General features: G+C 72.4%; 16 protein-coding genes, 3 pseudogenes and 1 riboswitch. Of the genes and pseudogenes, 10 read left to right on the top strand and 9 right to left on the bottom strand.

Annotation, left to right across the window (positions count from 1 at the left end; genetic code table 11):
* Positions 1-53 precede the first annotated feature (53 nt).
* Entirely contained in the window at positions 54-821 is a 768-nt protein-coding gene (locus ACQEV8_RS35510) for an SDR family oxidoreductase (protein ID WP_432968776.1), read from the top strand.
* A gap of 77 nt (positions 822-898) precedes the next feature.
* Here the strand turns inward: ACQEV8_RS35510 and alc are convergent, their stop codons facing one another.
* Positions 899-2,014 (bottom strand): allantoicase, encoded by a 1,116-nt coding sequence (alc, locus tag ACQEV8_RS35505; protein WP_432968773.1) that lies wholly within the window; start codon positions 2,012-2,014, stop codon positions 899-901.
* A gap of 37 nt (positions 2,015-2,051) precedes the next feature.
* Positions 2,052-3,391, bottom strand: a pseudogene (gene allB, locus ACQEV8_RS35500) (allantoinase AllB).
* Between the two features lie 240 nt (positions 3,392-3,631).
* On the opposite strand from allB, the gene allR reads away from it, so the two are divergent.
* Positions 3,632-4,432, top strand: a complete 801-nt coding sequence (gene allR, locus ACQEV8_RS35495; protein ID WP_432968770.1) for an allantoin degradation transcriptional regulator AllR — start codon at positions 3,632-3,634, stop codon at positions 4,430-4,432.
* Between the two features lie 34 nt (positions 4,433-4,466).
* On the opposite strand, the gene ACQEV8_RS35490 is transcribed toward allR, so the two are convergent.
* A complete protein-coding gene (locus ACQEV8_RS35490) occupies positions 4,467-4,796 on the bottom strand; it encodes a DUF5955 family protein (protein ID WP_432968767.1) in 330 nt (109 codons plus the stop codon).
* Positions 4,797-4,990: 194 nt separating this feature from the next.
* Here ACQEV8_RS35490 and ACQEV8_RS35485 point away from each other — a divergent pair.
* Together ACQEV8_RS35485 and aceB are read left to right on the top strand one after the other, a co-directional pair.
* Positions 4,991-5,604 (top strand): annotated as a pseudogene (locus ACQEV8_RS35485) (nucleotidyltransferase family protein).
* 207 nt (positions 5,605-5,811) lie between these two features.
* Positions 5,812-7,437: a malate synthase A gene (gene aceB, locus ACQEV8_RS35480; RefSeq protein ID WP_432968764.1), complete on the top strand. Its 1,626-nt coding sequence runs from the start codon at positions 5,812-5,814 to the stop codon at positions 7,435-7,437.
* A 4-nt stretch (positions 7,438-7,441) separates the two neighbouring features.
* Here aceB and ACQEV8_RS35475 read toward each other — a convergent pair.
* The 3 genes and pseudogenes from ACQEV8_RS35475 to ACQEV8_RS35465 all read right to left on the bottom strand — a co-directional run bounded on the left by ACQEV8_RS35475 (position 7,442) and on the right by ACQEV8_RS35465 (position 11,611).
* Positions 7,442-7,710, bottom strand: a pseudogene (locus tag ACQEV8_RS35475) (SelT/SelW/SelH family protein).
* Positions 7,707-8,621, bottom strand: a complete 915-nt coding sequence (locus tag ACQEV8_RS35470) for a HipA family kinase (protein ID WP_432968761.1) — start codon at positions 8,619-8,621, stop codon at positions 7,707-7,709. Before ACQEV8_RS35470 ends, ACQEV8_RS35475 begins: the two are co-directional and overlap by 4 nt.
* A complete protein-coding gene (locus tag ACQEV8_RS35465; protein WP_432968758.1) occupies positions 8,615-11,611 on the bottom strand; it encodes an AfsR/SARP family transcriptional regulator in 2,997 nt (998 codons plus the stop codon). The genes ACQEV8_RS35470 and ACQEV8_RS35465 overlap by 7 nt, the downstream gene beginning before the upstream one ends.
* Before the next feature lie 131 nt (positions 11,612-11,742).
* Here ACQEV8_RS35465 and ACQEV8_RS35460 point away from each other — a divergent pair, with 131 nt between their 5' ends.
* The 3 genes from ACQEV8_RS35460 to ACQEV8_RS35450 all read left to right on the top strand — a co-directional run bounded on the left by ACQEV8_RS35460 (position 11,743) and on the right by ACQEV8_RS35450 (position 15,003).
* Positions 11,743-12,909 (top strand): serine hydrolase domain-containing protein, encoded by a 1,167-nt coding sequence (locus tag ACQEV8_RS35460; RefSeq protein WP_432968755.1) that lies wholly within the window; start codon positions 11,743-11,745, stop codon positions 12,907-12,909.
* A 164-nt stretch (positions 12,910-13,073) separates the two neighbouring features.
* Positions 13,074-14,582: an APC family permease gene (locus ACQEV8_RS35455; RefSeq protein ID WP_432968751.1), complete on the top strand. Its 1,509-nt coding sequence runs from the start codon at positions 13,074-13,076 to the stop codon at positions 14,580-14,582.
* A 1-nt stretch (position 14,583) separates the two neighbouring features.
* Positions 14,584-15,003: a universal stress protein gene (locus tag ACQEV8_RS35450; protein WP_432968748.1), complete on the top strand. Its 420-nt coding sequence runs from the start codon at positions 14,584-14,586 to the stop codon at positions 15,001-15,003.
* 188 nt (positions 15,004-15,191) lie between these two features.
* Here the strand turns inward: ACQEV8_RS35450 and ACQEV8_RS35445 are convergent, their stop codons facing one another.
* Both ACQEV8_RS35445 and ACQEV8_RS35440 read right to left on the bottom strand, forming a co-directional pair.
* The gene (locus ACQEV8_RS35445; RefSeq protein WP_432968745.1) at positions 15,192-15,563 is read right to left on the bottom strand and encodes a (2Fe-2S) ferredoxin domain-containing protein; all 372 of its coding nucleotides are present in this window, start codon (positions 15,561-15,563) and stop codon (positions 15,192-15,194) included.
* A 47-nt stretch (positions 15,564-15,610) separates the two neighbouring features.
* A riboswitch (cobalamin riboswitch) is annotated at positions 15,611-15,729 on the bottom strand.
* A 7-nt stretch (positions 15,730-15,736) separates the two neighbouring features.
* Positions 15,737-17,215, bottom strand: coding sequence for an IucA/IucC family protein (locus ACQEV8_RS35440; RefSeq protein WP_432973220.1), 1,479 nt, complete (start codon positions 17,213-17,215; stop codon positions 15,737-15,739).
* Between the two features lie 156 nt (positions 17,216-17,371).
* Here ACQEV8_RS35440 and ACQEV8_RS35435 point away from each other — a divergent pair, with 156 nt between their 5' ends.
* The 3 genes from ACQEV8_RS35435 to ACQEV8_RS35425 are packed head-to-tail and all read left to right on the top strand — an operon-like array spanning position 17,372 to position 21,007.
* Positions 17,372-18,868: an IucA/IucC family protein gene (locus tag ACQEV8_RS35435; RefSeq protein ID WP_432968742.1), complete on the top strand. Its 1,497-nt coding sequence runs from the start codon at positions 17,372-17,374 to the stop codon at positions 18,866-18,868.
* Between the two features lie 58 nt (positions 18,869-18,926).
* Positions 18,927-20,207, top strand: coding sequence for a vWA domain-containing protein (locus tag ACQEV8_RS35430; protein ID WP_432968739.1), 1,281 nt, complete (start codon positions 18,927-18,929; stop codon positions 20,205-20,207).
* Complete coding sequence (locus ACQEV8_RS35425) at positions 20,207-21,007, top strand: hypothetical protein (protein ID WP_432968736.1); 801 nt, start codon at positions 20,207-20,209, stop codon at positions 21,005-21,007. Before ACQEV8_RS35430 ends, ACQEV8_RS35425 begins: the two co-directional genes overlap by 1 nt.
* 53 nt (positions 21,008-21,060) lie before the next feature.
* Here the strand turns inward: ACQEV8_RS35425 and ACQEV8_RS35420 are convergent, their stop codons facing one another.
* Positions 21,061-21,687, bottom strand: coding sequence for a winged helix-turn-helix transcriptional regulator (locus tag ACQEV8_RS35420; protein ID WP_432968733.1), 627 nt, complete (start codon positions 21,685-21,687; stop codon positions 21,061-21,063).
* Positions 21,688-21,751 lie beyond the last annotated feature (64 nt).

Raw genomic sequence — 21,751 nt, 5'->3', positions numbered from 1 at the left:
TCGATGTCCGTTCGCCGCCAGCGTCGCCGCCGGGCGCCCGCTGGGATGGACACATGACTTCACACGGAACTTCTCGAGCGGCTTCTCAGGAAACCCTGCACGGCAAGGTGGCTCTCGTGACCGGCGGGAGCCGGGGCATCGGCGCGGCGACGGCCCTGCGGCTGGCCCAGGAGGGCGCGGACGTGGCCGTCGGCTATGTGAACGGCAAGGAGGCGGCCGAGGAGGTCGTACGGGCCGTGGAGGCGCTCGGGCGCCGGTCGGTGGCGCTGCGGGCGGATTCGGCGGACGCCGCCGAGGCCGCCGGTGTGGTGACCGCGGCGGCCGAGGCGCTGGGCGGCCTCGACATCCTCGTGAACAACGCGGGGGTGGGCCTGCTCGGACCGCTGGAGACCCTGTCGCTCACGGATGTGGACCGAGTTCTCGACATCAACGTACGAGGGGTCTTCCTGGCCTCCCAGGCGGCCGCCGCGCGGATGCCGGAGGGCGGCCGGATCATCACCCTCGGCAGCTGCATGGCACAACGGGTGCCGGGGCCCGGCGGGGCGCTCTACGCGATGAGCAAGGCCGCCCTGGCCGGTCTGACGAAGGCCCTCGCGAGGGAGCTGGGCGAGCGCGGGATCACCGCGAACCTCGTGCTGCCCGGTCCGATCGACACCGACATGAACCCGGCGGACGGGCCGTACGCGCCCGGCCAGGCGGCGATGACCGCGCTGGGCCGGTTCGGGACGGCCGGCGAGGTGGCGTCCATGGTCGCCTATCTGGCCGGGGCGACCTATGTGACCGGTGCGGAGTTCGCCGTGGACGGCGGGCACGCGGCGTGAGGTCCATGGGACGCGCGTGAGGCACACGGGGCGCACCGGTGCTGTCAGGCCGGTGCGCCCCACGGGTCGGGCTCGGCTCAGCCGCCCAGCTCCTGGTGACGTGCCGCGAGATGCCTCGCGCCGTCCTCGGTCAGGGAGCCGAACAGGCGCAGCCGGGAGATGCCGCCGTCCGGGAAGATGTCCACGCGCGCGTGCGTGCCGACAGCCGGCTCCGGGAGGACGAAGCGGTGGTTGGTGTCGGGCTGGAGGCGGGTGCGGGGCAGGATCTCGCGCCACTCCCCGTCCTCGCCGTCCTTGACCGACACGGACGCCCAGCCGGCGCTGTTGCCCTTGAGGTAGGCGGTGTCGATCTCCAGGGCGCGGATCTGGGCCTGGGCGGCCAGCCGGTAGCGGATCCAGTCGTTGCCCTGGTCGCGGCGGCGGCGGGTCTCCCAGCCGTCGTCCATCTTGCGGGAGCGGCCCGGCTGGATGGTGTTGGAGGCGGGCGAGTAGAAGAGGTTGGAGGCGTCCTCCGCCTGGCCGCCGTTCTCCTGGGCGACGACGTCGAAGGTGCCCAGCACCGCCAGCCACTGCGGGTCCGGGACGACCTCGCCGTACACGCGCAGGCGTGCGATGCCGCCGTCGGGGTGCTGGTTCACCCGCAGGTGGGTGAAGCGCTGCTCGCCCTCGACGGAGAAACCGTTCGCCGCGTGGCCGCCGACCGGGGTGCGCGGGACCAGGGTCGTCCACTTCACGTCGTCCCCGAGGAGTTCCTCCGGTGACGGGGAGCCCGGCACCGAGGCGCCCTCGACGGACACCGCCTGCGGGTAGTTGCCGCGGAAGTGGGCCGTGTCGACGACGATCCCGCGGATCACCCCGGGCGCGCCGAGACGTACCAGTGCCCAGTCGTGGTCCTCGGCCGTCGGCCATGGGTGCCCGGCGGAGGCACCGCGCCGCCGCCGCGTCTCCCAGCCGTCCATGATCTTGCCCTTGTGCCCGAAGTGCTCGGGGTCGAACTCGGCGGGCTCGGGCACCAGCAGGTTCTCGCGCTGGGCGAAGAACTCGTCGTTGGCGGCGAGGACACCGGCTCCGAGGCGCCGGTCGGCGAGGTTGGCGTACTGGGTGAAGGGGAAGTCGGCGGTGCGGTAGTCCGCGTACGGGTCGCCGCCTCCGTAGGGGTTCGCGTCGCCGGTGAAGCTCGGGGTCGCCGTCACGGTGATCAGATCTGCCTTTCGAGGTCTGGGATGGGACTCAGTCGGTTCGGGTGAGGAGCCGCCCCTTCGGTTCGGTGAACTCGCCGTCCGCGACGATGCGCTGCCCGCGCAGCCAAGTGGACTTCACGACGCCGTACAGGGTCTTCCCGGAGTACGCCGTGACGTGATTGCGGTGCTGGAGGGCCGCCGCATCGACGGTGAAGGTCTCGTCGGGTGCGAGGACGGCGAAGTCGGCGTCGCGGCCCGCCGCGATGGCACCCTTGCGGGTGTCGAGCCCGACCAGTTCGGAGGTCCGGGCGGACATCCAGCGGACCACGTCCTCCAGACCGTGGCCGCGCCGGCGGGCCTCCGTCCACACCGCCGCCAGGCTCAGCTGGAGCCCGGAGATGCCGCCCCACGCCGTCGCGAAGTCGTCCGTCTTCAGGTCGGCGGTGGACGGGGAGTGGTCGGTGACGACGCAGTCGACGGTACCGTCGGCCAGCGCCTGCCAGAGCAGGTCCTGGTTGGCGGACTCGCGGATCGGCGGGCAGCACTTGAACTCGCTGGCGCCGTCGGGGACTTCCTCCGCGGTGAGGGTCAGGTAGTGGGGGCAGGTCTCCACGGTGACGCGGACGCCCTCCGCCTTCGCCTCGGCGATCATCGGCAGGGCGTCGCTGGAGGACAGGTGCAGGATGTGCACGCGCGCGTGGAGGGCCTTCGCCTCGCGGATGAGCTGGGCGATGGCGGTGTCCTCGGCGTCCGGGGGCGGGAGGCGAGGAAGTCGGAGTATCGGGGGCCGGGCCGCTGCGGGGCGGTGGCGAGGAGGTGGGGGTCCTCGGCATGCACGATGAGCAGGCCGTCGAGGGCGGCGATCTCGGCCATGGTGCGGGCGAGCGGGTCGCGGTCGAGGTGCGGGAACTCGTCCACGCCGGACGGCGACAGGAACGCCTTGAAGCCGAAGACGCCGGCCTCGTGCAGCGGGCGGAGGTCCTTGATGTTGTCGGGCAGGGCGCCGCCCCAGAAGCCGACGTCGATGTGCGCCTTGTCGGCGGCGACCCGCTGCTTCGTACGCAGGTGCGCGACGGTCGTGGTCGGCGGGAGGGAGTTGAGGGGCATGTCGACGAGGGTCGTGATGCCGCCGGCCGCCGCGGCGCGGGTGGCGGTCCAGAAGCCCTCCCACTCGGTGCGGCCCGGGTCGTTCACATGCACATGGGTGTCGACCAGGCCGGGCAGCAGGACGTGGTCGCCCAGGTCCTCCAGGCGGGCGCCCTCCGGTACGGGCGCGTCGTACGGGAGGACGGCCATGATCGTGCCGTCGGCGACGGCGACCGAGGCGGCGCGCGTCCCTTCGGGAGTGATGACACGCGTCGAGCGAAGCACCAGTTCAGCGTCGGACACCCGAACCCCTTACTTCCACCTACCGAAATTCAACTTTCTGTTGAAGGAGTTTCACTCCCTCTCCTGCGCCAGTCAAGGGCACACTGGACCTCGACGCCTTTCAAAGGACTACTCCTGGACGTTTCCACAAAGCGGAATTAAACTTCCAGTACGCAGAACGTAGCTACGTACGAGCGGGGAGTCAACCGACTGCCGGGTAGGCTTCTGCTCTTCCGCCGCCAGTCCCGAAAGGAACGCGCCGTGCCGACGTCCAGCGCCAGCACCACCGACTCCGCCCGGTCCTCCGCCAACGGCGGCGTACAGTCCCTGGAGCGCGCCTTCGACCTGCTCGAACGGATGGCGGACGCGGGCGGCGAGGTCGGCCTGAGCGAGCTGTCCGCGAGCAGCGGACTGCCCCTGCCGACCATCCACCGCCTGATGCGCACCCTGGTGGCCTGCGGGTACGTCCGTCAGCAGCCGAACCGGCGGTACGCGCTCGGCCCGCGTCTGATCCGGCTCGGCGAGTCGGCCTCCCGGCTGCTGGGCACCTGGGCACGGCCCTACCTCGCCCGGCTGGTCGAGGAGACCGGCGAGACGGCGAACATGGCGCTGCTGGACGGGGACGAGATCGTGTACGTGGCGCAGGTGCCGTCGAAGCACTCGATGCGCATGTTCACCGAGGTCGGCCGGCGCGTCCTGCCGCACTCCACGGGCGTGGGCAAGGCCCTGCTCGCGAGCTTCCCCGCGGAGGAGGTGCGCGCCCTGCTCCACCGCACGGGCATGCCCGCCGCGACGGAGAAGACGATCACGACGCCGGACGGGTTCATCGCCGCGCTGGAGGACGTACGCCGGCAGGGCTACGCGATCGACGACAACGAGCAGGAGATCGGGGTCCGCTGCCTGGCCGTCTCGGTGCCCGACTCCCCGACCGCCGCGGCCATCTCCATCTCCGGCCCGGCGGGCCGGGTCACGGAGGCGGCGACGGACAAGATCGTGCCGGTGCTCCAGCAGGTCGCCGCGGAACTGTCGGAGGCCCTGGCCACCCAGAGCCCCGCGTCATGACGGCACACTGACCGGACCGGGCCGGTCAGCACGCTCAGCCTTCCCCGCGCACCGGCCCGCCGAAGAGGTCCACGGCCCTGCGGACCTCCGACAGGCCGGGAGACAGCGCGCTCACCGAGCCGATCGCGCCGGCGATCAGCAGCAGGGAGCGGCGCAGCCGCGGGATCTCGGGGACGCCGGCGACGGCCATCGCGTCCAGCGCGGCCAGTTCCTCCTCGGCGATGGTCCGGTCGGCGAAATCGCCGGGATGGGCGGCGAGCCGGCGGCGCAGCCCGGACACGGCGGAGCGCAGCTCCGTCACGCGCGGGTCCTCGTCGCCGCTGGTCACAGACCCCTGCCGCTTCTGCTCCACGCTCCGCAACACAGTCCTCCCCCTCGCACCTCGTCGTGCGCCTGCCATTCCGACGCGAAGTCCCCCACACCGGGCAGCGATCGAGCGCCCGGACGGTCGGTGCGGGCGAGATTAAACGACAAGGCCCACCACACGCCAGTCCATTGCGTCATCGACTTGCTCCGCTGCGTGACTTCCCGGCCCGGATCGTGCGGTATGCAGGATCCATGACGACACGGAAGACGCCGGAAGAGGCCCAGGAGGTTGCCGGGCTGCTGCTCGCCGCCGGGGGCGGGCGACGACTCGGAGGGCGACCCAAGGCACTGCTCCCGCATCGGGGGCGGCCGCTCGTGGAGCACGCGGTGCGGGTGTTGCGGGAGGGCGGTTGCACACGGGTCCACGTGGTACTGGGCGCCCGGTCCGAAGAGGTGCGCGAACGGGCCGCCCTGCCGGACTGCGTCCTCGTCGACAACCCCGGCTGGGAGCAGGGCATGGGCACCTCCCTGCGGGCCGGGCTCGACTCGCTCGCCGGTACGGGCGCCCGGGCCACGCTGGTCTCGCTCGTCGACCAGCCCGGCATCGGCGCCGAGGCGGTGGCCCGGGTCCTCGGGGCGTACCAGGACGAGGAGTCGCTGGTGTCGGCCGCGTACGACGGGGTGCGGGGCCATCCTGTCCTGTTCGGGGCCGCCCACTGGGCGGGCATCGCCACGACCGCCACCGGGGACCGGGGGCACGCGCCTATCTGAGGGAACACGAGCCGGCGATCGCGCTCGTCGAGTGCGGGGACGTGGCCCGGCCCTTCGACATCGACACCGAGGCCGATCTGGCCCACCTTGAGTGAGCGGGGTGGCACGGAGCGCCACCTTTCCTCGATCCGAAGAGTCTCGACGTCAACACACGATTGAACTTCCACTATGAGGAAACTAGTATCCACAGTTCAGAAGCGCCCGAGGGCTCCGCGGGTGCCGAACGCCGTATCCGGGAAGACTGGCACCCGGTGCCGAACCGCCGCCTCGTCTTCGTAGCTCGCTGAAGGAAGTGACCGTTCATGTCCGCACCAGCGCCGTCACCGCTGGCCATCGTCGACGCCGAGCCCCTGCCCCGGCAGGAGGAGGTCCTCACCGAAGCGGCGCTGGCCTTCGTGGCCGAGCTGCACCGGCGGTTCACGCCCCGGCGTGACGAACTCCTCGCCCGCCGCGCCGAGCGCCGCGCCGAGATCGCCCGCACCTCCACCCTCGACTTCCTCCCGGAGACCGCCGCGATCCGCGCCGACGACTCCTGGAAGGTCGCCCCGTCCCCGGACGCGCTGAACGACCGCCGGGTCGAGATCACCGGCCCCACCGACCGCAAGATGACCATCAACGCCCTCAACTCGGGCGCCAGGGTGTGGCTCGCGGACTTCGAGGACGCCTCCGCGCCCACCTGGGAGAACGTGGTCCTCGGCCAGCTCAACCTGAGCGACGCCTACACCCGGAACATCGACTTCACGGACGAGAGGTCCGGCAAGTCGTACGCCCTGAAGGCCAACGAGGAACTCGCCACGGTCGTCATGCGCCCGCGCGGCTGGCACCTGAACGAGCGTCACCTCGTCGACGCGGACGGCACCCCGGTGCCCGGCGCGCTGGTCGACTTCGGCCTGTACTTCTTCCACAACGCGGGGCGCCTGCTGGGCCTCGGCAAGGGCCCGTACTTCTACCTCCCGAAGACGGAGTCGCACCTGGAGGCCCGTCTCTGGAACGAGGTGTTCGTCTTCGCGCAGGAGTACGTCGGCATCCCGCAGGGCACCGTCCGCGCGACCGTCCTGATCGAGACGATCACGGCGGCGTACGAGATGGAGGAAATCCTCTACGAGCTGCGCGACCACGCCTCCGGACTGAACGCCGGCCGCTGGGACTACCTCTTCTCCATCGTCAAGAACTTCCGTGACGGCGGCGCCAAGTTCGTCCTGCCGGACCGCAACGCGGTGACGATGACGGCCCCGTTCATGCGCGCCTACACCGAACTCCTCGTCCGCACCTGCCACAAGCGCGGCGCGCACGCGATCGGCGGCATGGCGGCCTTCATCCCGTCCCGCCGGGACGCGGAGGTCAACAAGGTCGCCTTCGAGAAGGTCCGCGCCGACAAGGACCGCGAGGCGAACGACGGTTTCGACGGCTCCTGGGTCGCCCACCCCGACCTGGTGCCGATCGCCATGGAGTCCTTCGACAAGGTCCTCGGCGAGAAGCCCAACCAGAAGGACCGGCTGCGCGAGGACGTCGCCGTCGAGGCGGCCGACCTGATCGCCATCGACTCGCTCGACGCCAAGCCCTCGTACGCGGGCCTGGTGAACGCCGTGCAGGTCGGCATCCGTTACATCGAGGCCTGGCTGCGCGGGCTCGGCGCGGTCGCGATCTTCAACCTGATGGAGGACGCGGCCACCGCCGAGATCTCCCGCTCCCAGATCTGGCAGTGGATCAACGCGGAGGTCGTCCTCGACAACGGCGAGCAGGTCACCGCCGAGCTGGCCCGCAAGGTCGCCGCCGAGGAACTCGCGAACATCCGCGCCGAGATCGGCGACGAGGCCTTCGCGGCCGGCAACTGGCAGCAGGCGCACGACCTGCTGCTGACGGTCTCCCTCGACGAGGACTACGCCGACTTCCTGACGCTGCCGGCGTACGAGCAGCTCAAGGGCTGAACAGTCACCGTTCCGAGTGGCCCAGGGTCTTTCCCGGGCCACTCGGTCGCGTACCGCCTTCTTCACGGCGGTCGGTTCAGGGAAGCCCTGCTCGCGCCGGTCCCAGACGACCTCGTCGCCGACGCGGACGACGAACACGCCGCCCGTGCCCGGCTTCAGCGCCAGTTCCGTCAGCTCCGCCTCGAAGGTCGTGAGCAGTTCCTGCGCCAGCCACGCCGCGCGGGGCAGCCAGCGGCACTGGGTGCAGTACTCGATCTCCACACGGCCACTCATCCGAGGTGCACCGACCAATCCTGTCGGGCCGCGGGTTTGCCGTGCAGATCGGGGACCTGCTTGAGCCACGCGGGTCGTCCTTGCTGGGTTCTCGCCGCCCGGACGGCCTCCTCGGCGGCGAGTTCCTCCCGGGTGGGAAAGCCGGTGGGCAGCCAGGCCTCGGAGGACCGCACGCGCGCGTGGAGGTACGTCACATACGCCTCGCGTGCCTCGTCCGGGGTGTCGAAGCCGGGGTCGTCCGCGAGCCAGGCGTCCGGGACCTCCGCGAGGATGCGGCGGAGCAGCTCCTCGGTCACCCGGGGAGCCAACTCGGCGTCGGCGGCCCGCACATCGGGCCCGTAGTGGCCGAGGGCGTGGTGCCGGAAGTCGTAGGCCTTGGCCGGGTCCGCGCCGTCCCAGCGGTGGTGGAAGACGAGGGCGGCGCCGTGGTCGATCAGCCACAGGCGCGGGGGTGCGACACCGAGGGTGGGCCAGACCATCAGGTTGGAGCTGTGGACCGTACGGTCGACGTTCACGGTCAGGGCGTCGAGCCAGACGATCCTGCCCGCCTCCAGCGGGTCGACGGGGAAGACCCGGGCGATCTCCGGCGTGAAGTCCCGGGCACCCGGCAGATAGTCCATGCCGAGGTTCACGCCCGCGCTCGCCGTGTGCAGCTCCCGCACCTCCTGGTGTGGCTCGGCGTCCGCTACCGCCGGGTCGAAGTGCACCAGCACCAGCTCGGGGAACCGCAGCCCCAGGGCGCGGGCCAGCTCGCCGACGATCACCTCGGCGACGAGCGCCTTGCGGCCCTGCGCGGAGCCGGTGAATTTGACGACGTAGGTGCCCAGGTCGTCCGCCTCGACGACGCCGGGGACTGAGCCGCCGGAGTGCAGGGGTGCGACGTAGCGGGTGGCGGTGACCTCTCTCAGCATGTGCGCCCCTCGCTTCCGGCCTCTGGAATCACCTGAGCATTGTAGGAAGTGATCGCCCCCGAGAGGGTACGCAGGTCGGTGAGCATCGGGGCGTCCGTGCCCTCCAGGGCGGTCAGCGCGCCGCGCCACCGGGTCAGGGCCGCCCGCTCGTCCCCGAGCTCCCTCAGGACGTGGCCCATCTCGTACTCGGCGAGACCCCGCCCGTAGGAGTCGCCGCGTGCGGCGGCTTCCCGGATGAGTGCCTCGCACGCCTCCCGGGCGGGTCCGGGGCGGCCGAGCGCCCGTAGGGCCTGTGAGCGGCCCAGGCGGGTCTCCCGCTCGGCGTTCCAGTGGCCGGCGCCGGAGGCCGTGGCGCGCAGCGCCTCGTCGAAGCTCCGCAGGGCCTGGGCGGGCTCGCCGAGGGCCAGGTGGGCGCGGCCCGCGTTGCACAGGGCGACCTGTTCGAGCACGGCACTGCCGCCCTGCCGGGCGAGGTCCCGGCTGCGCAGGTGGTACGAGAGGGCCGAGCGCGGGTCGCCGAGTTCGGCGACGTTCCCCTGGTGGCCGACGAGCGTCGCCTCCTCGCCCGGCGCGAGGGTGTCGGGGCGCAGGGCGAGACAGCGTGCGAGCGTCGCCCGGGCCTCGGCGCCGCGGCCGAGTTCCCGCAGCAGCGCGGCCCGGTTGCCGAGGTGCCGCATCCGGGCGGCGTCGTCGGAGAGGTGCCCGCTGAGCTCCACGGCTTCGTCCAGCAGGAGCAGTGCCTGGCGGACGCGTCCGGCCGAGTAGTGCGCGGTGGCGAGCTGGCCGAGGGCCCGTGCCTCGGCCGCGGCGTCGCCGCCCGATCTGGCGAGGGCGATGGCGTGCCGCGTCAGCCGTTCGAGGTCGCGCGCCCGGCCGCGGTCGTGCAGATAGGGGAACAGGGAGTTGATCAGCTCCAGGGTGCGGCCGGGTCCCAGGCGTCCGTGGGCGCCGGAGTCGGCCAGGAAGAGCAGGTTCGCCGCCTCCGTGTCGCCCCAGGCGAGTGCCGCCGCCGCGTCGGCGAAGGCCGGGACCTCTCCGGGCTGTTCGGGCGGTCGGCCGGGCCCCGGCCGGAGAGCGGCGGCGCATCGCGCGAGCCGCTGCCTGTACCAGCGCAGGGCCCGTTCGACGGCTTCGGTGTTCCCCGCCCTGGCGTCCGGCCGGTCGGCGAGTTCCCGGGCGAAGTCGCGGACCAGGTCGTGCGGGACGTAGCGGCCCCAGTGCGTCTCATGGAGCAGCGCCACCTCCGCCAGGCGGTCCAGGGCCTGTTCGGCGCGGCGTTCGGAGGAGCCCGTCGAGACGGCCATCAGCGGTGCGCCGTACTCGGGCAGGTCCAGTGCGCCGACGAGGGCGAGGGCCGTGGCGGCGTCGCGGTCGCGGGGGTCGCCCGAGCCGGTGAGTGCCTCGTGGGCCGCCGTCAGGGAGCGGCGGACGCTGAGGTCCTCCAGCTCGAGGTGGTCCAGGCGGTCCTCCACCCGGGCGAGGCGTTCCACCAGTTTCTCCACCGACAGCGCCGTCCGGCTCCTGAGGCGGGCCGCGCAGATGCGCAGCGCCAGGGGCAGGTGGCCGCACAGGTCCGCGAGCCGGGCGACCGCTCGGGCGTCGGCCGCGGCCCAGGTGCGGCCGGCGGCCCGCGCCAGCAGAAGGGCGCCGTCCCGCGGCGGGAGCGGTTCGAGCCGGACGTGCGTGGCGGCTCCGAGGGTGGCCAGCGGCTGTCTGCTGGTCAGCAGTACGGCGCAGCCGGCGCCTGCCGGGAGCAGGGGACGCACCTGGCTCACCGATGCCGCGTCGTCGAGGACGAGGAGGGTCCGGGTGGCGGCCAGCGCGGAGCGCAGCAGGGCGGAGCCGGCCGCCTCGTCGCCGGGGATCCGCCGGGAGTCCACCCCCAGGCCGTGCAGGAGGGCGGCGAGGGCGTCGGCGGGGGTGAGGGGGGCGATGCCGGGTGTGGCGCCGTGCAGGTTGAGGTAGAGGCGGCCGTCCGGGAACGCGGGCCTGAGCTGTTCCGCGATGTGCAGGGCGAGGCCTGTCTTGCCGACGCCCGGCATGCCGCTGATCACCGCGCACGCGGTGCCGGCGCGGTCCGACTCCAGCGCGGCACGGATCTCGGCGATGTGCCCGGCGCGGCCGACGAACCCGTCGGGCGGCGCGGGGAGTTGCTCCGGCCGCGGGGGCGTCCGCCCGGGCACGGCCGGAGGTTCGGACCCGGGGGCGGCTGACGGGACGTCGGGGGCGGGCGGTTCACGGTGCTGCCGGTGGGGGGCGCTGCGGAGCACCTCCTGGTGGGCGTCCTGGAGGGCCGGGCCCGGCTCGACCCCGAGTTCCTCGACCAGGGTCCGGCGCAGGGACCGGAAGCGGGCCAACGCCTCGGCACGGCGGCCGGTGCGGCCGAGGGCGAGGATCAGCTGGCGGTGCAGCGCCTCCCGGAACGGATGCTCTTCGACGAGGAGGCCCAGGTCGGCCGCGAGCCCTTCCGGGCAGCCGAGACGCAGCAGGGCCTCGAAGCGGCATTCGAGCGCCTGGAGCCGCTGTTCCTGGAGGAACGAGACGACGGGGTGCCCGGCGAGAGCGGGCACGTCCGCGAAGGGGGTGCCGCGCCACAGGGCGAGCGCGTCGCCCGCCGCGTGCTCCGCCGTCTCCCAGTCCTCCCGGTTGCGGGCCTGCACCGCCCGGCGCACCCGCCCCTCGAACGCGTCCCGGTCCAACTCATCGATGTCAACCCGTAGTTCGAGACCGTGGGGCATGGTGCGCAGCCGGGTGCCGCCGGCGTCGCGGAGGTCGCGGCGCAGCCGGGCGACGTGGTTGTGCAGCGAGGCGGTGGCGGTCGGCGGCGGGTCCTCGCCCCACAGCGCCGCCGTCACCGTGTCCGCCGGCACGGTGCGGTTCGGTTCCAGCAGCAGGACGGCGAGCAGCGCACGGGGCTTCGCTCCCCGGACGACGAAGGCCACGCCGTCGTCGTCGGCCGTCGTCAGTGCTCCCAGTACCGCGAACTTCACCAGCACTCCCCCGTGTTCGGCATCGGCCCCTGCTCGAAGAGCGTCACACATCGCTGTTAGCGGCGCGTGGGGGCCCTGTTAGGGCAGGTCGGGACGATTCCCTTCCCACGAGCCGAGAGAGGTCGGTGCACATGTCGACACGCCCGATACGGACGACGCTGGTCTGCGTGACGGCGATCGCGGCGACGAGTACGGCCCTGCTGTCCTCGCCCGCGGCCGCGACGGAGACGCGAGGGTCCGGGCACGTCGCCACCCAGGCCGCCATGGACGCCGCCGTCGCCGCGGGTGTGCCGGGAGTCGTGGCGGAGGTGCGCGACACCCGTGGGGTGTGGAAGGGCACCTCGGGCGTCGCCGACCTCACCACGAAGCAGCCGCGCGGCCACGGCGACCGGTTCCGCGCGGGAAGTGTCACCAAGACCCTGGTGGCCACCGTCATGCTCCAGCTCCAGGCGGAGGGCAGGGTCGATCTCGATGCCACGGTCGACCACTACCTGCCCGGGCTGGTGCGCGGGAACGGCCACGACGGTACGAAGATCACGGTGCGTCAGCTGATGAACCACACCAGCGGCATCTTCAACTTCACCGACGACGCCACGTTCGCGAAGAAGGTGCTCGGCATCGACTTCCTGGAGTCCCGCTACGACGACTGGACTCCGCAGCAGGTCATCGCCCTCGCCCTGGAGAACCCTCCCCAGTTCGAGCCCGGCACCTCCTGGAAGTACTCCAACACCAACTACCTGCTGCTCGGGCTGATCGTCGAGAAGCTGACCGGACGGCCCTACGCCGAGGAGATCGAACGGCGCGTGACCGGGCCGCTGGGGATGCGCGCCACGCGCTTCCCCGGCACCGACCCGCACGTGCCCGCGCCCACCCGCCACTACTCCACCTTCACCGAGGACCCGGGCAAGACCTACGACGTGACCGAGCTCAACCCGTCCTGGGCGTGGGCGGCGGGCGAGATGATCAGCAACTCCGCGGACCTCAACCGCTTCTTCAGCGCGCTGTTCGGCGGCAGGCTGCTGCCTCCGGCCCAGCTCCGGCAGATGACGAGGACGGTCTCGACGGAGGGGAATCTGCCGGGCCAGCGCTACGGCCTGGGCCTCATCGAGTACGAGACGAGCTGCGGGGTCCCGGTCTGGGGCCACTCGGGCGGGATCCACGGCTCCTCGACCCAGTCCTTCGGCTCCAGGGACGGCCGCCACATGATCACCCTGAACTTCAACGGGGACTGGGTCGGCGGCGGCAAGAACGTCGTCTCGGCCGAGTTCTGCCCGCCCCGGAATCCACAGCAAGGCTAGGCTTGCCTAATTTTCATTGGGCTGTGCGGGCAGATGACGCCGCGCTTCCTGCGCCTGCCGGTACGGAGCCAGAAGGCGACATAAGCGGCCGAAAGGCCATCAATAGCTAAAATGCCTCACACCTCCCTGTTGTATGGATCCACGCACAACGGGAGTGAGGGAGCATGGCCAAGGACATCACGGACGCGGGCCCGCCACCGTCCGCGAGCCTGAAGCCCAATGCGATCGGGTTCCTCGACGCTCTGGTCATCGGGCTCAACGCGACCTCACCGGCGTACTCGGTGGCGGCGGTCATCGGCCCGGTCGTGGCACTGGTGGGCATCTACGCCCCCGGGGTGATGATCGCGTCGTTCGTGCCGATGCTGCTGATCGCGTCGGCCTTCTACTACCTCAACAAGGTCGACCAGGACTGCGGTACGACCTTCTCGTGGGTCACCCGGGCCATGGGACCGTGGGCGGGCTGGCTCGGAGGCTGGGCCATCACCATGACGGGTGTCCTGGTCGTCGGGTCGCTGGCGGATGTGGCCGTGACCTTCTTCCTGCTCGCCGTCGGCCTGGACAGCTGGGCCGACAACGACGTCGTACGCCAGGTGCTCACGGTGCTGCTCATCGTGGTGATGACGGCTGTCTGCGTGATCGGCATCGACGTGTCGGCCAAGGTGCAGAACGTCCTCATCCTGGCGCAGGTCGCCTGTCTGCTCGTCTTCGCCGTGGTGGCGCTCTACCGCGTCTACGCCGACACCGGCACCCTCGACTCCATCGAACCGGAGTTCAGCTGGCTCGATCCCTTCGGAGCGGGCGGGGCGTCCCTGACCGCCGCCCTGCTGCTGGGCGTGTTCATCTACTGGGGGTGGGAGTCGGCGGTCAACCTCACCGAGGAGACCGAGGACTCGGCCACCGCCCCCGGCAAGGCGGCCGTGTGGTCGACGGTGCTGCTGCTGGTGACCTACCTCGCGGTCGCGTTCGCGGTCGTGGGGTATGCCGGAACGGCCTATCTGGCCGAGAACGCGGCGGAGGAGGAGTTCATCTTCGCGCTGCTCGCCGAAGAGGCGATGGGCGGCTGGGACTGGGTCGTGCTGCTGGCGGTCTCGACGTCCGCGCTCGCGTCCACGCAGACGACGATCATCCCGGCGTCGCGCACGGGCCTGTCGATGGCCCGCCGGCACGCGCTGCCCGCGCACTTCGGCCATATCAGCCCCCGGTTCCGCACCCCCGACGCGAGCACCTGGTGGGTCGCCGGGATCGCCATCGTCTGGTATCTCGTCCTCTACCACATCAGCGAGAACGCCCTCTTCGACTCGCTGACCGCGCTGTCCCTGCTGATCGCGTTCTACTACGCGCTCACGGGTCTCGCCTGCGCGGTGTACTACCGCCGTCAACTGACCCGCAGTGCCCGCGACTTCCTCCTGATCGGGCTCGGCCCTCTGATCGGTGCCGGGCTGCTGGCCTGGCTGCTGGTGGAGTCCGTGGCGGACATGTCCGACCCCGCCAACTCCTACAGCGGCGTCTCGTGGTTCGGGCTCGGTCCCCCGCTGGTCATCGGTATCGGCATCATCGTCACGGGCGTGATCCTCATGGTCGTCTGGCGGCTGATGGCCCCCGTGTTCTGGTCGGAACACCCCAGCGTGGTCGACCCCGAGCTCGTCCCCGGCAAGCACGGCAAGGAGTCCTGAGATGTCGGTGGTCCTCGGCTACGACGAATCCCCGGGCGCCCGGAGCGCGCTGCGGGTCGCGATCGAGGTGGCGGCCGCGTACGGCGAACCGCTGGTGATCGTCTACGGCGCCGCGGCCCCGGGCGTCACGGGCGAGGAGTACGGCGCTCACCACGATGCCGTGCGCGAGGCCGGGACCACCGTGCTCGGTCACGCCGTCCGAGTCGCCGACGAAGCCGGCGTGCCCAGCACGGTCGAACTCGTCGACCAGCGGCCCGCGCAGGCGCTCATCGACGCCGCGGCACGCCACGACGGCAGGGTGATCGTGGTGGGCACCTGGGGCGAGAGCCCGGTGCGCGGGGCCCTGCTTGGCTCGACCCCTCACAAACTGCTGCACCTCTCGAACATCCCCGTGCTGTGCGTGCCGGCCGAGGAGTCCTGAGGCTCCGGCCTCACGCCCGCCGCGGCCCTGACGAACTGCCCACGCCCGCGAATTCCGCCGTCCCGCGGGCCGCGAGGACCTGCTCCTCGGCCCCGGAGAAGCCGGACAGCCGTACACCGCCGCGGCCACCGTGCCCGCCCGGCCGCGACGATGGCGTCCCGGGAACCGGTGCCGATGAGGCGGGCCGGTCAGGAGCCGCCCGCGCGCCGTTTCGCGAGCGGGCTGAAGGTGTACAGATCGAGGATGTCGGGCCGGGGGGCGATGCCGGGGCCGCCCTCGCGGACCCAGGAGACGATGTCCTCGGTCGCGGCCGGGTCGTTGACCAGACCGAACCACACCGGCCGGGCCCCGGCGGCGCGGCCCGCCGTCGACGGCTGTACGACGACGACATTGGCCTGGTCGCAGACGTCGAGGCACTCGGAGACCCGCACGGGCGCGGCCTCGCGCAGCCGCTCGGTCTGGGCCGTGTGGTCGACGCCGGTCACCTTGCCGGTGCCGCAGCAGCAGTCCCGGCACACGACGACGCGGCACGGAACCCCTCCGGCCGGGGTTGCGGACATGCCGCACCCTTCCTCTCTCCGGGGAGATCCGCCCCGGTGGTTCGTCGAGGAGGCGACCGCGTGAGTCTCCTGGCTCCCGGCCGATGCCGGTCACAGTGGCGGGACCGCGCCGGATTCACACCGGCTTCCTCGTTCCGCCGTCGCCTTGTTCGCCGGTCATCATTCCAGGTGCGTCACCGGGGAGGAACGAGCGGGTTGGGCAGCGGCAGGTAGCGGGCGTCGGCGCCGTTCGCGCCCGTCCAGCGCAGCAGGAGGTTCGTCTTGGCGGGGAGGGTCGGCGAGGTGAGCAGGGCGGGGATCTCCGGCAGGTCGTGGCGGGCGAACACCCGGCGGGCGGCGGGCCAGGGGTCGAAGCCGGGATGGCGTTCGGCGAGGGCGCCGGCGATCTCGGTGAGATGGTTGACGACCAGGCAGTACACCAGCCGCTCCCAGCCGGCCTCCCGGGAGACCTCCGGGAGCAGCTTCACGCCCTCGGCGTCCCGGTACAGCGCCTGCACGGGCATGCCGTCGGCGTCCACGGCGACCACGGTGTTCTGCAGATGGGCCTCGATGACGACGCCGTGCCGGGCGAAGGCCTCCAGGGCCGGGGGCACCACCTGTGCCAGGTACGCCGCCCACCACGCCTCGGGGTCGGCGGCGCGGTCGAGCGGGCTGCCGTCGAAGCCCTCGACGAGTCCGGCGGCGAGCAGCGGGGTCGCGCCGGGCAGGAGACGGCCGGCGAAGCCGTCGCGGACTAGGACGGCCAGGGCCTCGAAGGCGAACCCGGCGGTGCGGTACCCGCGGTCGCCGAGCCAGGCCGGGGGGCCGTCGAGCGTGCCGAAGTCGTCGAAGGCGGCGCACACGGCCGCGTCGGTGCGGCGCAGGGCGAGCAGGTCGTGGCGCCACAGCCGGCGGATGTCGTTGGTGATGCGCACGTCCAGGCTGAACTTCATGAAGAGGTCGTGCCCGGGCGCGTAGAGCGTGCGGATCGCGGCCGTCGGCCAGGTGTCGAAGGCGGTCGTGCCGAGCCGGACCAGTCTGCCGTCCGCGAAGGCGGCGGCCAGTTCCGCGCTCGCCAGGTCGAGCTGCCAGGGGTGGGCCGGGAGCAGCCGGTAGCCGGGCGGGGCGGTGCCGAGGGCGTCGAGGGCCGAGGTGTCACCCTCCTCGACGACGCAGTCCTCGCGCAGCCCGAGCAGGGTCAGCGGGAAACGGGCGTACGCCTCGGGCGCGTACGGCAGCCAGCCCGCGGCCGGGCCGCCGCCGCGCGCCTTGGGGGCAGGGTGGTGGGTGTGGCCGGTGAGGAGACACTGCTCGGAGCGCAGGTAGGGATCGTCGGGCGGGGTGGCGCGGTCGCGGGCCTCCAGCAGGGCGGCCACGGCGTCCCTGCTGTCGATCATCTCGGCGGGCAGCTCGTGGTTGGAGAGACCGGTGTGCCGACGCAGTTCCTCGGCGACGAGCTTGACCAGCTCGGTGTGGCCGACGCGCTGCCAGCCGTCCCGCCCCTCGACCTCCGGCTCGGCGGGCCGTCGCGTCCCGCGCACCCGCAGCAATCGGTCTCCGCCGGGCAGGCGGTAGATCCGGTGCTCGCCGGTCCGGCGCACGGGCCGGGCCACCTCCCGCAGCAGACAGTTCAGCAGCGGCACGGCGGCGTACGCGTCGGCGGACGGGGGCATGAGGTCCACGCGCTCCACTCGTTTCTCTGCGTTCCTTGTGTTCTCTACGTTCCCCACAGCCCTTCCGGGACTTCCGGACTTCCTGGCGGAGATGATCATTATGTCGGTCGTCGTCATCGCGCCGTGACGCCCTATTCGTACCCGAGGAGCCCGCCCGTGCACCGTTCCCCCACCGCCGAGGCCGAGGTCGCCGACGAACTGGCCGTCCTGCGGCCCGGCCTGCTGCCGCGGTACGAGGCCGAACTGCCCGGTGCCCGGGCGGCCGTGCTGTCCCGGCTGTGGCGCGGTCTGGCCCATGATCCGCTGCCCTGGGTGGCCCGCCGGGAGCAGGACCGGGACGGGCTGACCCTGTTCCTGTCCGACGGCCGCCGGCTGCACGGCCCACCGCCGGATCCGTACGCGACCGGCGACCATGTCACCGTCGTCGGGCTCGACGGCACGGACTACGACGATCCGGCGCGGCTGGTGACGGACCTCGCCGTACCGCACTCCGCCTCCTTCGCCGCCGAACTCGGGCACAGTGCGGCCTCGTTGGCGCTGTCGAGAGCGGGGCAGGAGGGGCGCTCGGCGGACGAGTGGCCGGAGAACGACTGGGAGTGGGAGCAGCGGATCGTCGACGGGCATCCGTTCCACCCGACCTGTCGGTCCCGGCCGGGGTTCTCGGTGGCCGAACAGCTCGCCTACGGGCCCGAGCACCGGCCGGTCGTGGAGCTGGGTCTGGTGCCGGTGCGGGCGGAGGAGTGCCTGGTGACGGGGGCCTGGCCGCGGGATCTGCGGGAGGGGCGGCGGGTGGTGCTGCCGGTGCACCCCTGGCAGGCGGCGCATGTGCTGAAACGGACGTGCGAGGAGCGGCGCGCCGCACATCCGCTGATGTCCCTGCGGACGCTCGCCCTGCCCGGCGGGCCGCACGTCAAGACCTCGCTCAGCGCTCGGCTGACGTCGTCGGTGCGGGACATCTCGCTGCCCTCGGTGGCCGCGTCCGCGCTGCTGTCGGACTTCGCCGAGACGCCCGCCGCCCGCACGGACGGCCTGCTGCACGTGACCCGCACCCTGGGCGCCGCGGCGGCCGGCTCCCCCGACTTCGCGGCCGTGCTGCGGGAGTCGCCGCAGACGTACGCCGGGAGCGGTGAACGGGTGCTGCCGGTGGCGGCGCTCGCCACCAGCGCGCTCCCCCGCTCCCCCGCCTGGCTGGCCGGCTTCGCGCGCCTCGCCCTCACAGTCGGGCTGCGGCTGCTGGAGCTGGGCGTGGCCCTGGAGGCACACGGCCAAAATCTCCTCGTGGTCCTCTCGCCGGAGGGCGACCCGCTGCGGCTCGTCTACCGCGACCTGGCCGACATCCGCGTCAGCCCGGCCCGCCTCGCCCGGCACGGCATCACGGTCCCCGACCTGCCCGCCCGCATGGTCACGGACGACGAACGCACGCTGCGCCGTAAGCTGTTCGGCTCGCTGGTGGCGGGCGCGCTGGCCGGGACGGCGGGGTCGGGGGCAGCGCTGACCGCGGCACTGGAGACGGCCGTGGACGACCTGCCGCGCACCCCGGACCTCACGGCACTGCGCAGGGAGCCTCTGCCCACCAAGGCGCTGACGCTGATGCGGCTCTCGCCGCAGGCGCCCGGGGACCAGTGGGCGGAGCTGCCCAATCCCCTTGCATGAGACTCATCTTGGTGCCCGGCTTTTGGAGCACGACCCCGGAGATCAATAAGATCCGCCGATGATCACAAGAAAACGGCTGGCGGCGGGCGTCTGTGCCCTGCTCGCCGCGTTGACGGCCGGGATCGCCTTCCCGGCCGGAGCGGCCGCCGGCGAACCCACGGGCCAGGCCGCCCCCAAGGTCGACCTCGTCCTCGATGTGAGCGGCTCGATGCGGGCGCGGGACATCGACGGACAGTCGCGGATGGCCGCCGCGAAGCAGGCGTTCAACGAGGTGCTCGACGCGACGCCCGAGGAGGTCGAACTCGGCATCCGCACCCTCGGCGCCGACTACCCGGGAGACGACCGGAAGACGGGCTGCAAGGACACCGCGCAGCTCTATCCGGTCGGCCCGCTGGACCGCACCGAGGCCAAGACGGCCGTCGCCACGCTCACCCCGACGGGCTGGACGCCGATCGGCCCGGCCCTGCTGAAGGCGGCCGACGACCTCGACGGCGGCGACGGCTCCAAGCGCATCGTGCTGATCAGCGACGGCGAGGACACCTGTGCCCCGCTCGACCCGTGCGAGGTGGCACGCGAGATCGCGGCGAAGGGCATCGGGCTGACCATCGACACACTGGGCCTCGTGCCGACCGCCAAGCTGAGCAGGCAGCTGAGCTGCATCGCCGAGGCCACCGGCGGCACCTACACCTCGGTGGAGCACCAGGACGAACTCACCGACAAGGTGAACCAGTTGGTGGACCGGGCGGCCGATCCGGTGGTGACGCCGGTGGCGGCCGAGGGCGCGTCCCGTTGCGTGGAGGCACCGACACTGAAGTCGGGCCTCTACTCCGACCGGGAGGAGTTCGGGCAGCAGCGCTGGTACCGGGTGGAGGTCCTGCCCGGGCAGGAGCTGCGCGCCTCGGTGAGTGTCGCGGCCGACCGGGCCGTGAACCCCGGCTACGGCGTGCTGATACGTGCGGTGACGGTCAAGGGCCGGGAGATCGTGCGGGGCGAGGCGGCGGGCAACGGCCGTACGGACGTGATCTCGACGGGGCTCCGGTACCCCGAGCCCGAGCGCGACGACGCCGACGGTGACAGCGACAAGCCGGCCGCGGAGACCGTGTGCCTGGCGGTCACCCACTCCTTCTCGGCGGCCTCCGGCGTGAAGACCACGCCCGGGCTGCCGCTGGAGCTGACCGTCGACGTCGTGGACGGGCCGAGCAAGGCGGGCGACGTGGCCTCGTTCGGCCTCGGGCGCGGCTGGTGGCTGCTCGGCGCACTGATCCTCACCGGCTTCCTCGCCGGTCTCGTCTGGGGCTGGCTGTCGCGCTGGCGGTTCGCGGTCTGGAGGACCAACTGATGCGAGTGGTACGTGCGTTGAGCGCGGCGTTGCTGACCCTGGGCCTGGCGGCGGCCGCTCCTGCCGCGGCCGACTCCTCGCCGAGCCCGTCGCAGGACAGCTCGGCGGCGCCCACCCGGGCGGGCACCTCCTTCCGTACCGCGACGGAGATCGAGCAGGGGCAGCGCGCCACGGCGAGCGGATCCACGGGCGACTACCTGTACTGGTCGTTCCCCGCCGACACCGGGCAGCGCCCCACGGTGGCGGCGAAGGTGAGGCTGCCGGAGACCCACGCCCCGCAGACCTGGCAGATCGATGTGTACGACGGGCTCCGCCGACGCCAGGCATGCCAGTACGGCGCGCAGACACGCACTGCCGCCGCGGACGCCGCCTCCGTCGAACTCGCCTGCGTGCTGCGCACGGTCCGCTCCTGGTCGGAGCCGTGGGCGAACGACCCGCTGCCCGGTACGTACTACATCCGCCTGACGGCCACCGGGGTCGCCGCCGCCGACCTGGGCCTCCCGGTCGGCTCCGAAGTACGGGCCGACTCCAAGGACATCGGCGGATCCGCGGCGGTGGACGGCTCGCTGGCCGAGCCGCTGGTGCCGGGGATCGCGATGCGGTCCGGGTCCGGAGACGAGGAGGAGTCCTCGGCGGTCCTGGCCGGGCTCGCACCCGAGGACGGCTGGGCGTCGGGCTGGTGGTCGGACCGGTGGGTGTGGACCGCGGTGGGTGGCGTGCTGGCCGCGCTGGCGGGAGTCGCCGGGTACGCGCTGACACGCGGCTCGGGGCGGCCGTCGGGTGTGCCGCCCGCTGCCTGACCTGAATCGGATCGGACTCGGCCTCGGAAGGCCCGCTTCGTGCGGGCCTTCTGTCATGTGTCGCGCAGCGCCTTGGCGAGCGCGCCCTCGCCGCTCACCTCGACCCGGCCCTCCCGGACGGCCTGGACCAGGCTCAGCTCGCCCCGGCCGATGGCCGTACACGTACCGGTGTCCAGGACCAGCAGGGCGTCCGGCTCCCCGGGAGCTGGCCCGTCGCCGTACACGGGCCCGTCCTCGGCACCGGCGTAGAGGTGGAAGTGCCCTTCCTCCAGGCGGACTTCGACGAGCCCGTCCCCGTCCAGCGCGCGCAGCAGGGGCAGGGCGAACCAGTGCGCCCGTACCGCGTCCGTCGGCCGCCGCTCCCCCAGCTCCGCCTGCCCCCACTCCCCCAGCGCTTGAAGCACCGGCAGCAACTCCCTCCCCCGCTCGGTGAGTTCGTATACGGAGGCCGCTCCGGGCGGTGGCAGCCGGCGCCGGGTCGCGAGGCCGTCGCGTTCCATGTCCCTGAGCCGGGAGGCGAGTACGTCCGTGCTGACGCCGGGCAGGTCCGCGTGCAGGTCGGTGTAGCGGCGGGGGCCGGCGAGGAGCTCCCGGACGATCAGCAGGGTCCAGCGGTCGCCGACCAGGTCGAGCGCGCGGGCGGCGGAACAGTACTGGTCGTAGCTTCGGCGAGGTGGCATGCGACGCAGTCTAGACAAGTTGTTGGACTTTCCAAGCGACTACTTGGTAAAACCAAGCAACACC

Origin of the sequence: Streptomyces sp. CA-179760, from assembly GCF_050937045.1 — a bacterium.
Lineage (GTDB): Bacteria > Actinomycetota > Actinomycetes > Streptomycetales > Streptomycetaceae > Streptomyces.
This window is presented reverse-complemented; position numbering and strand designations above follow the sequence as displayed.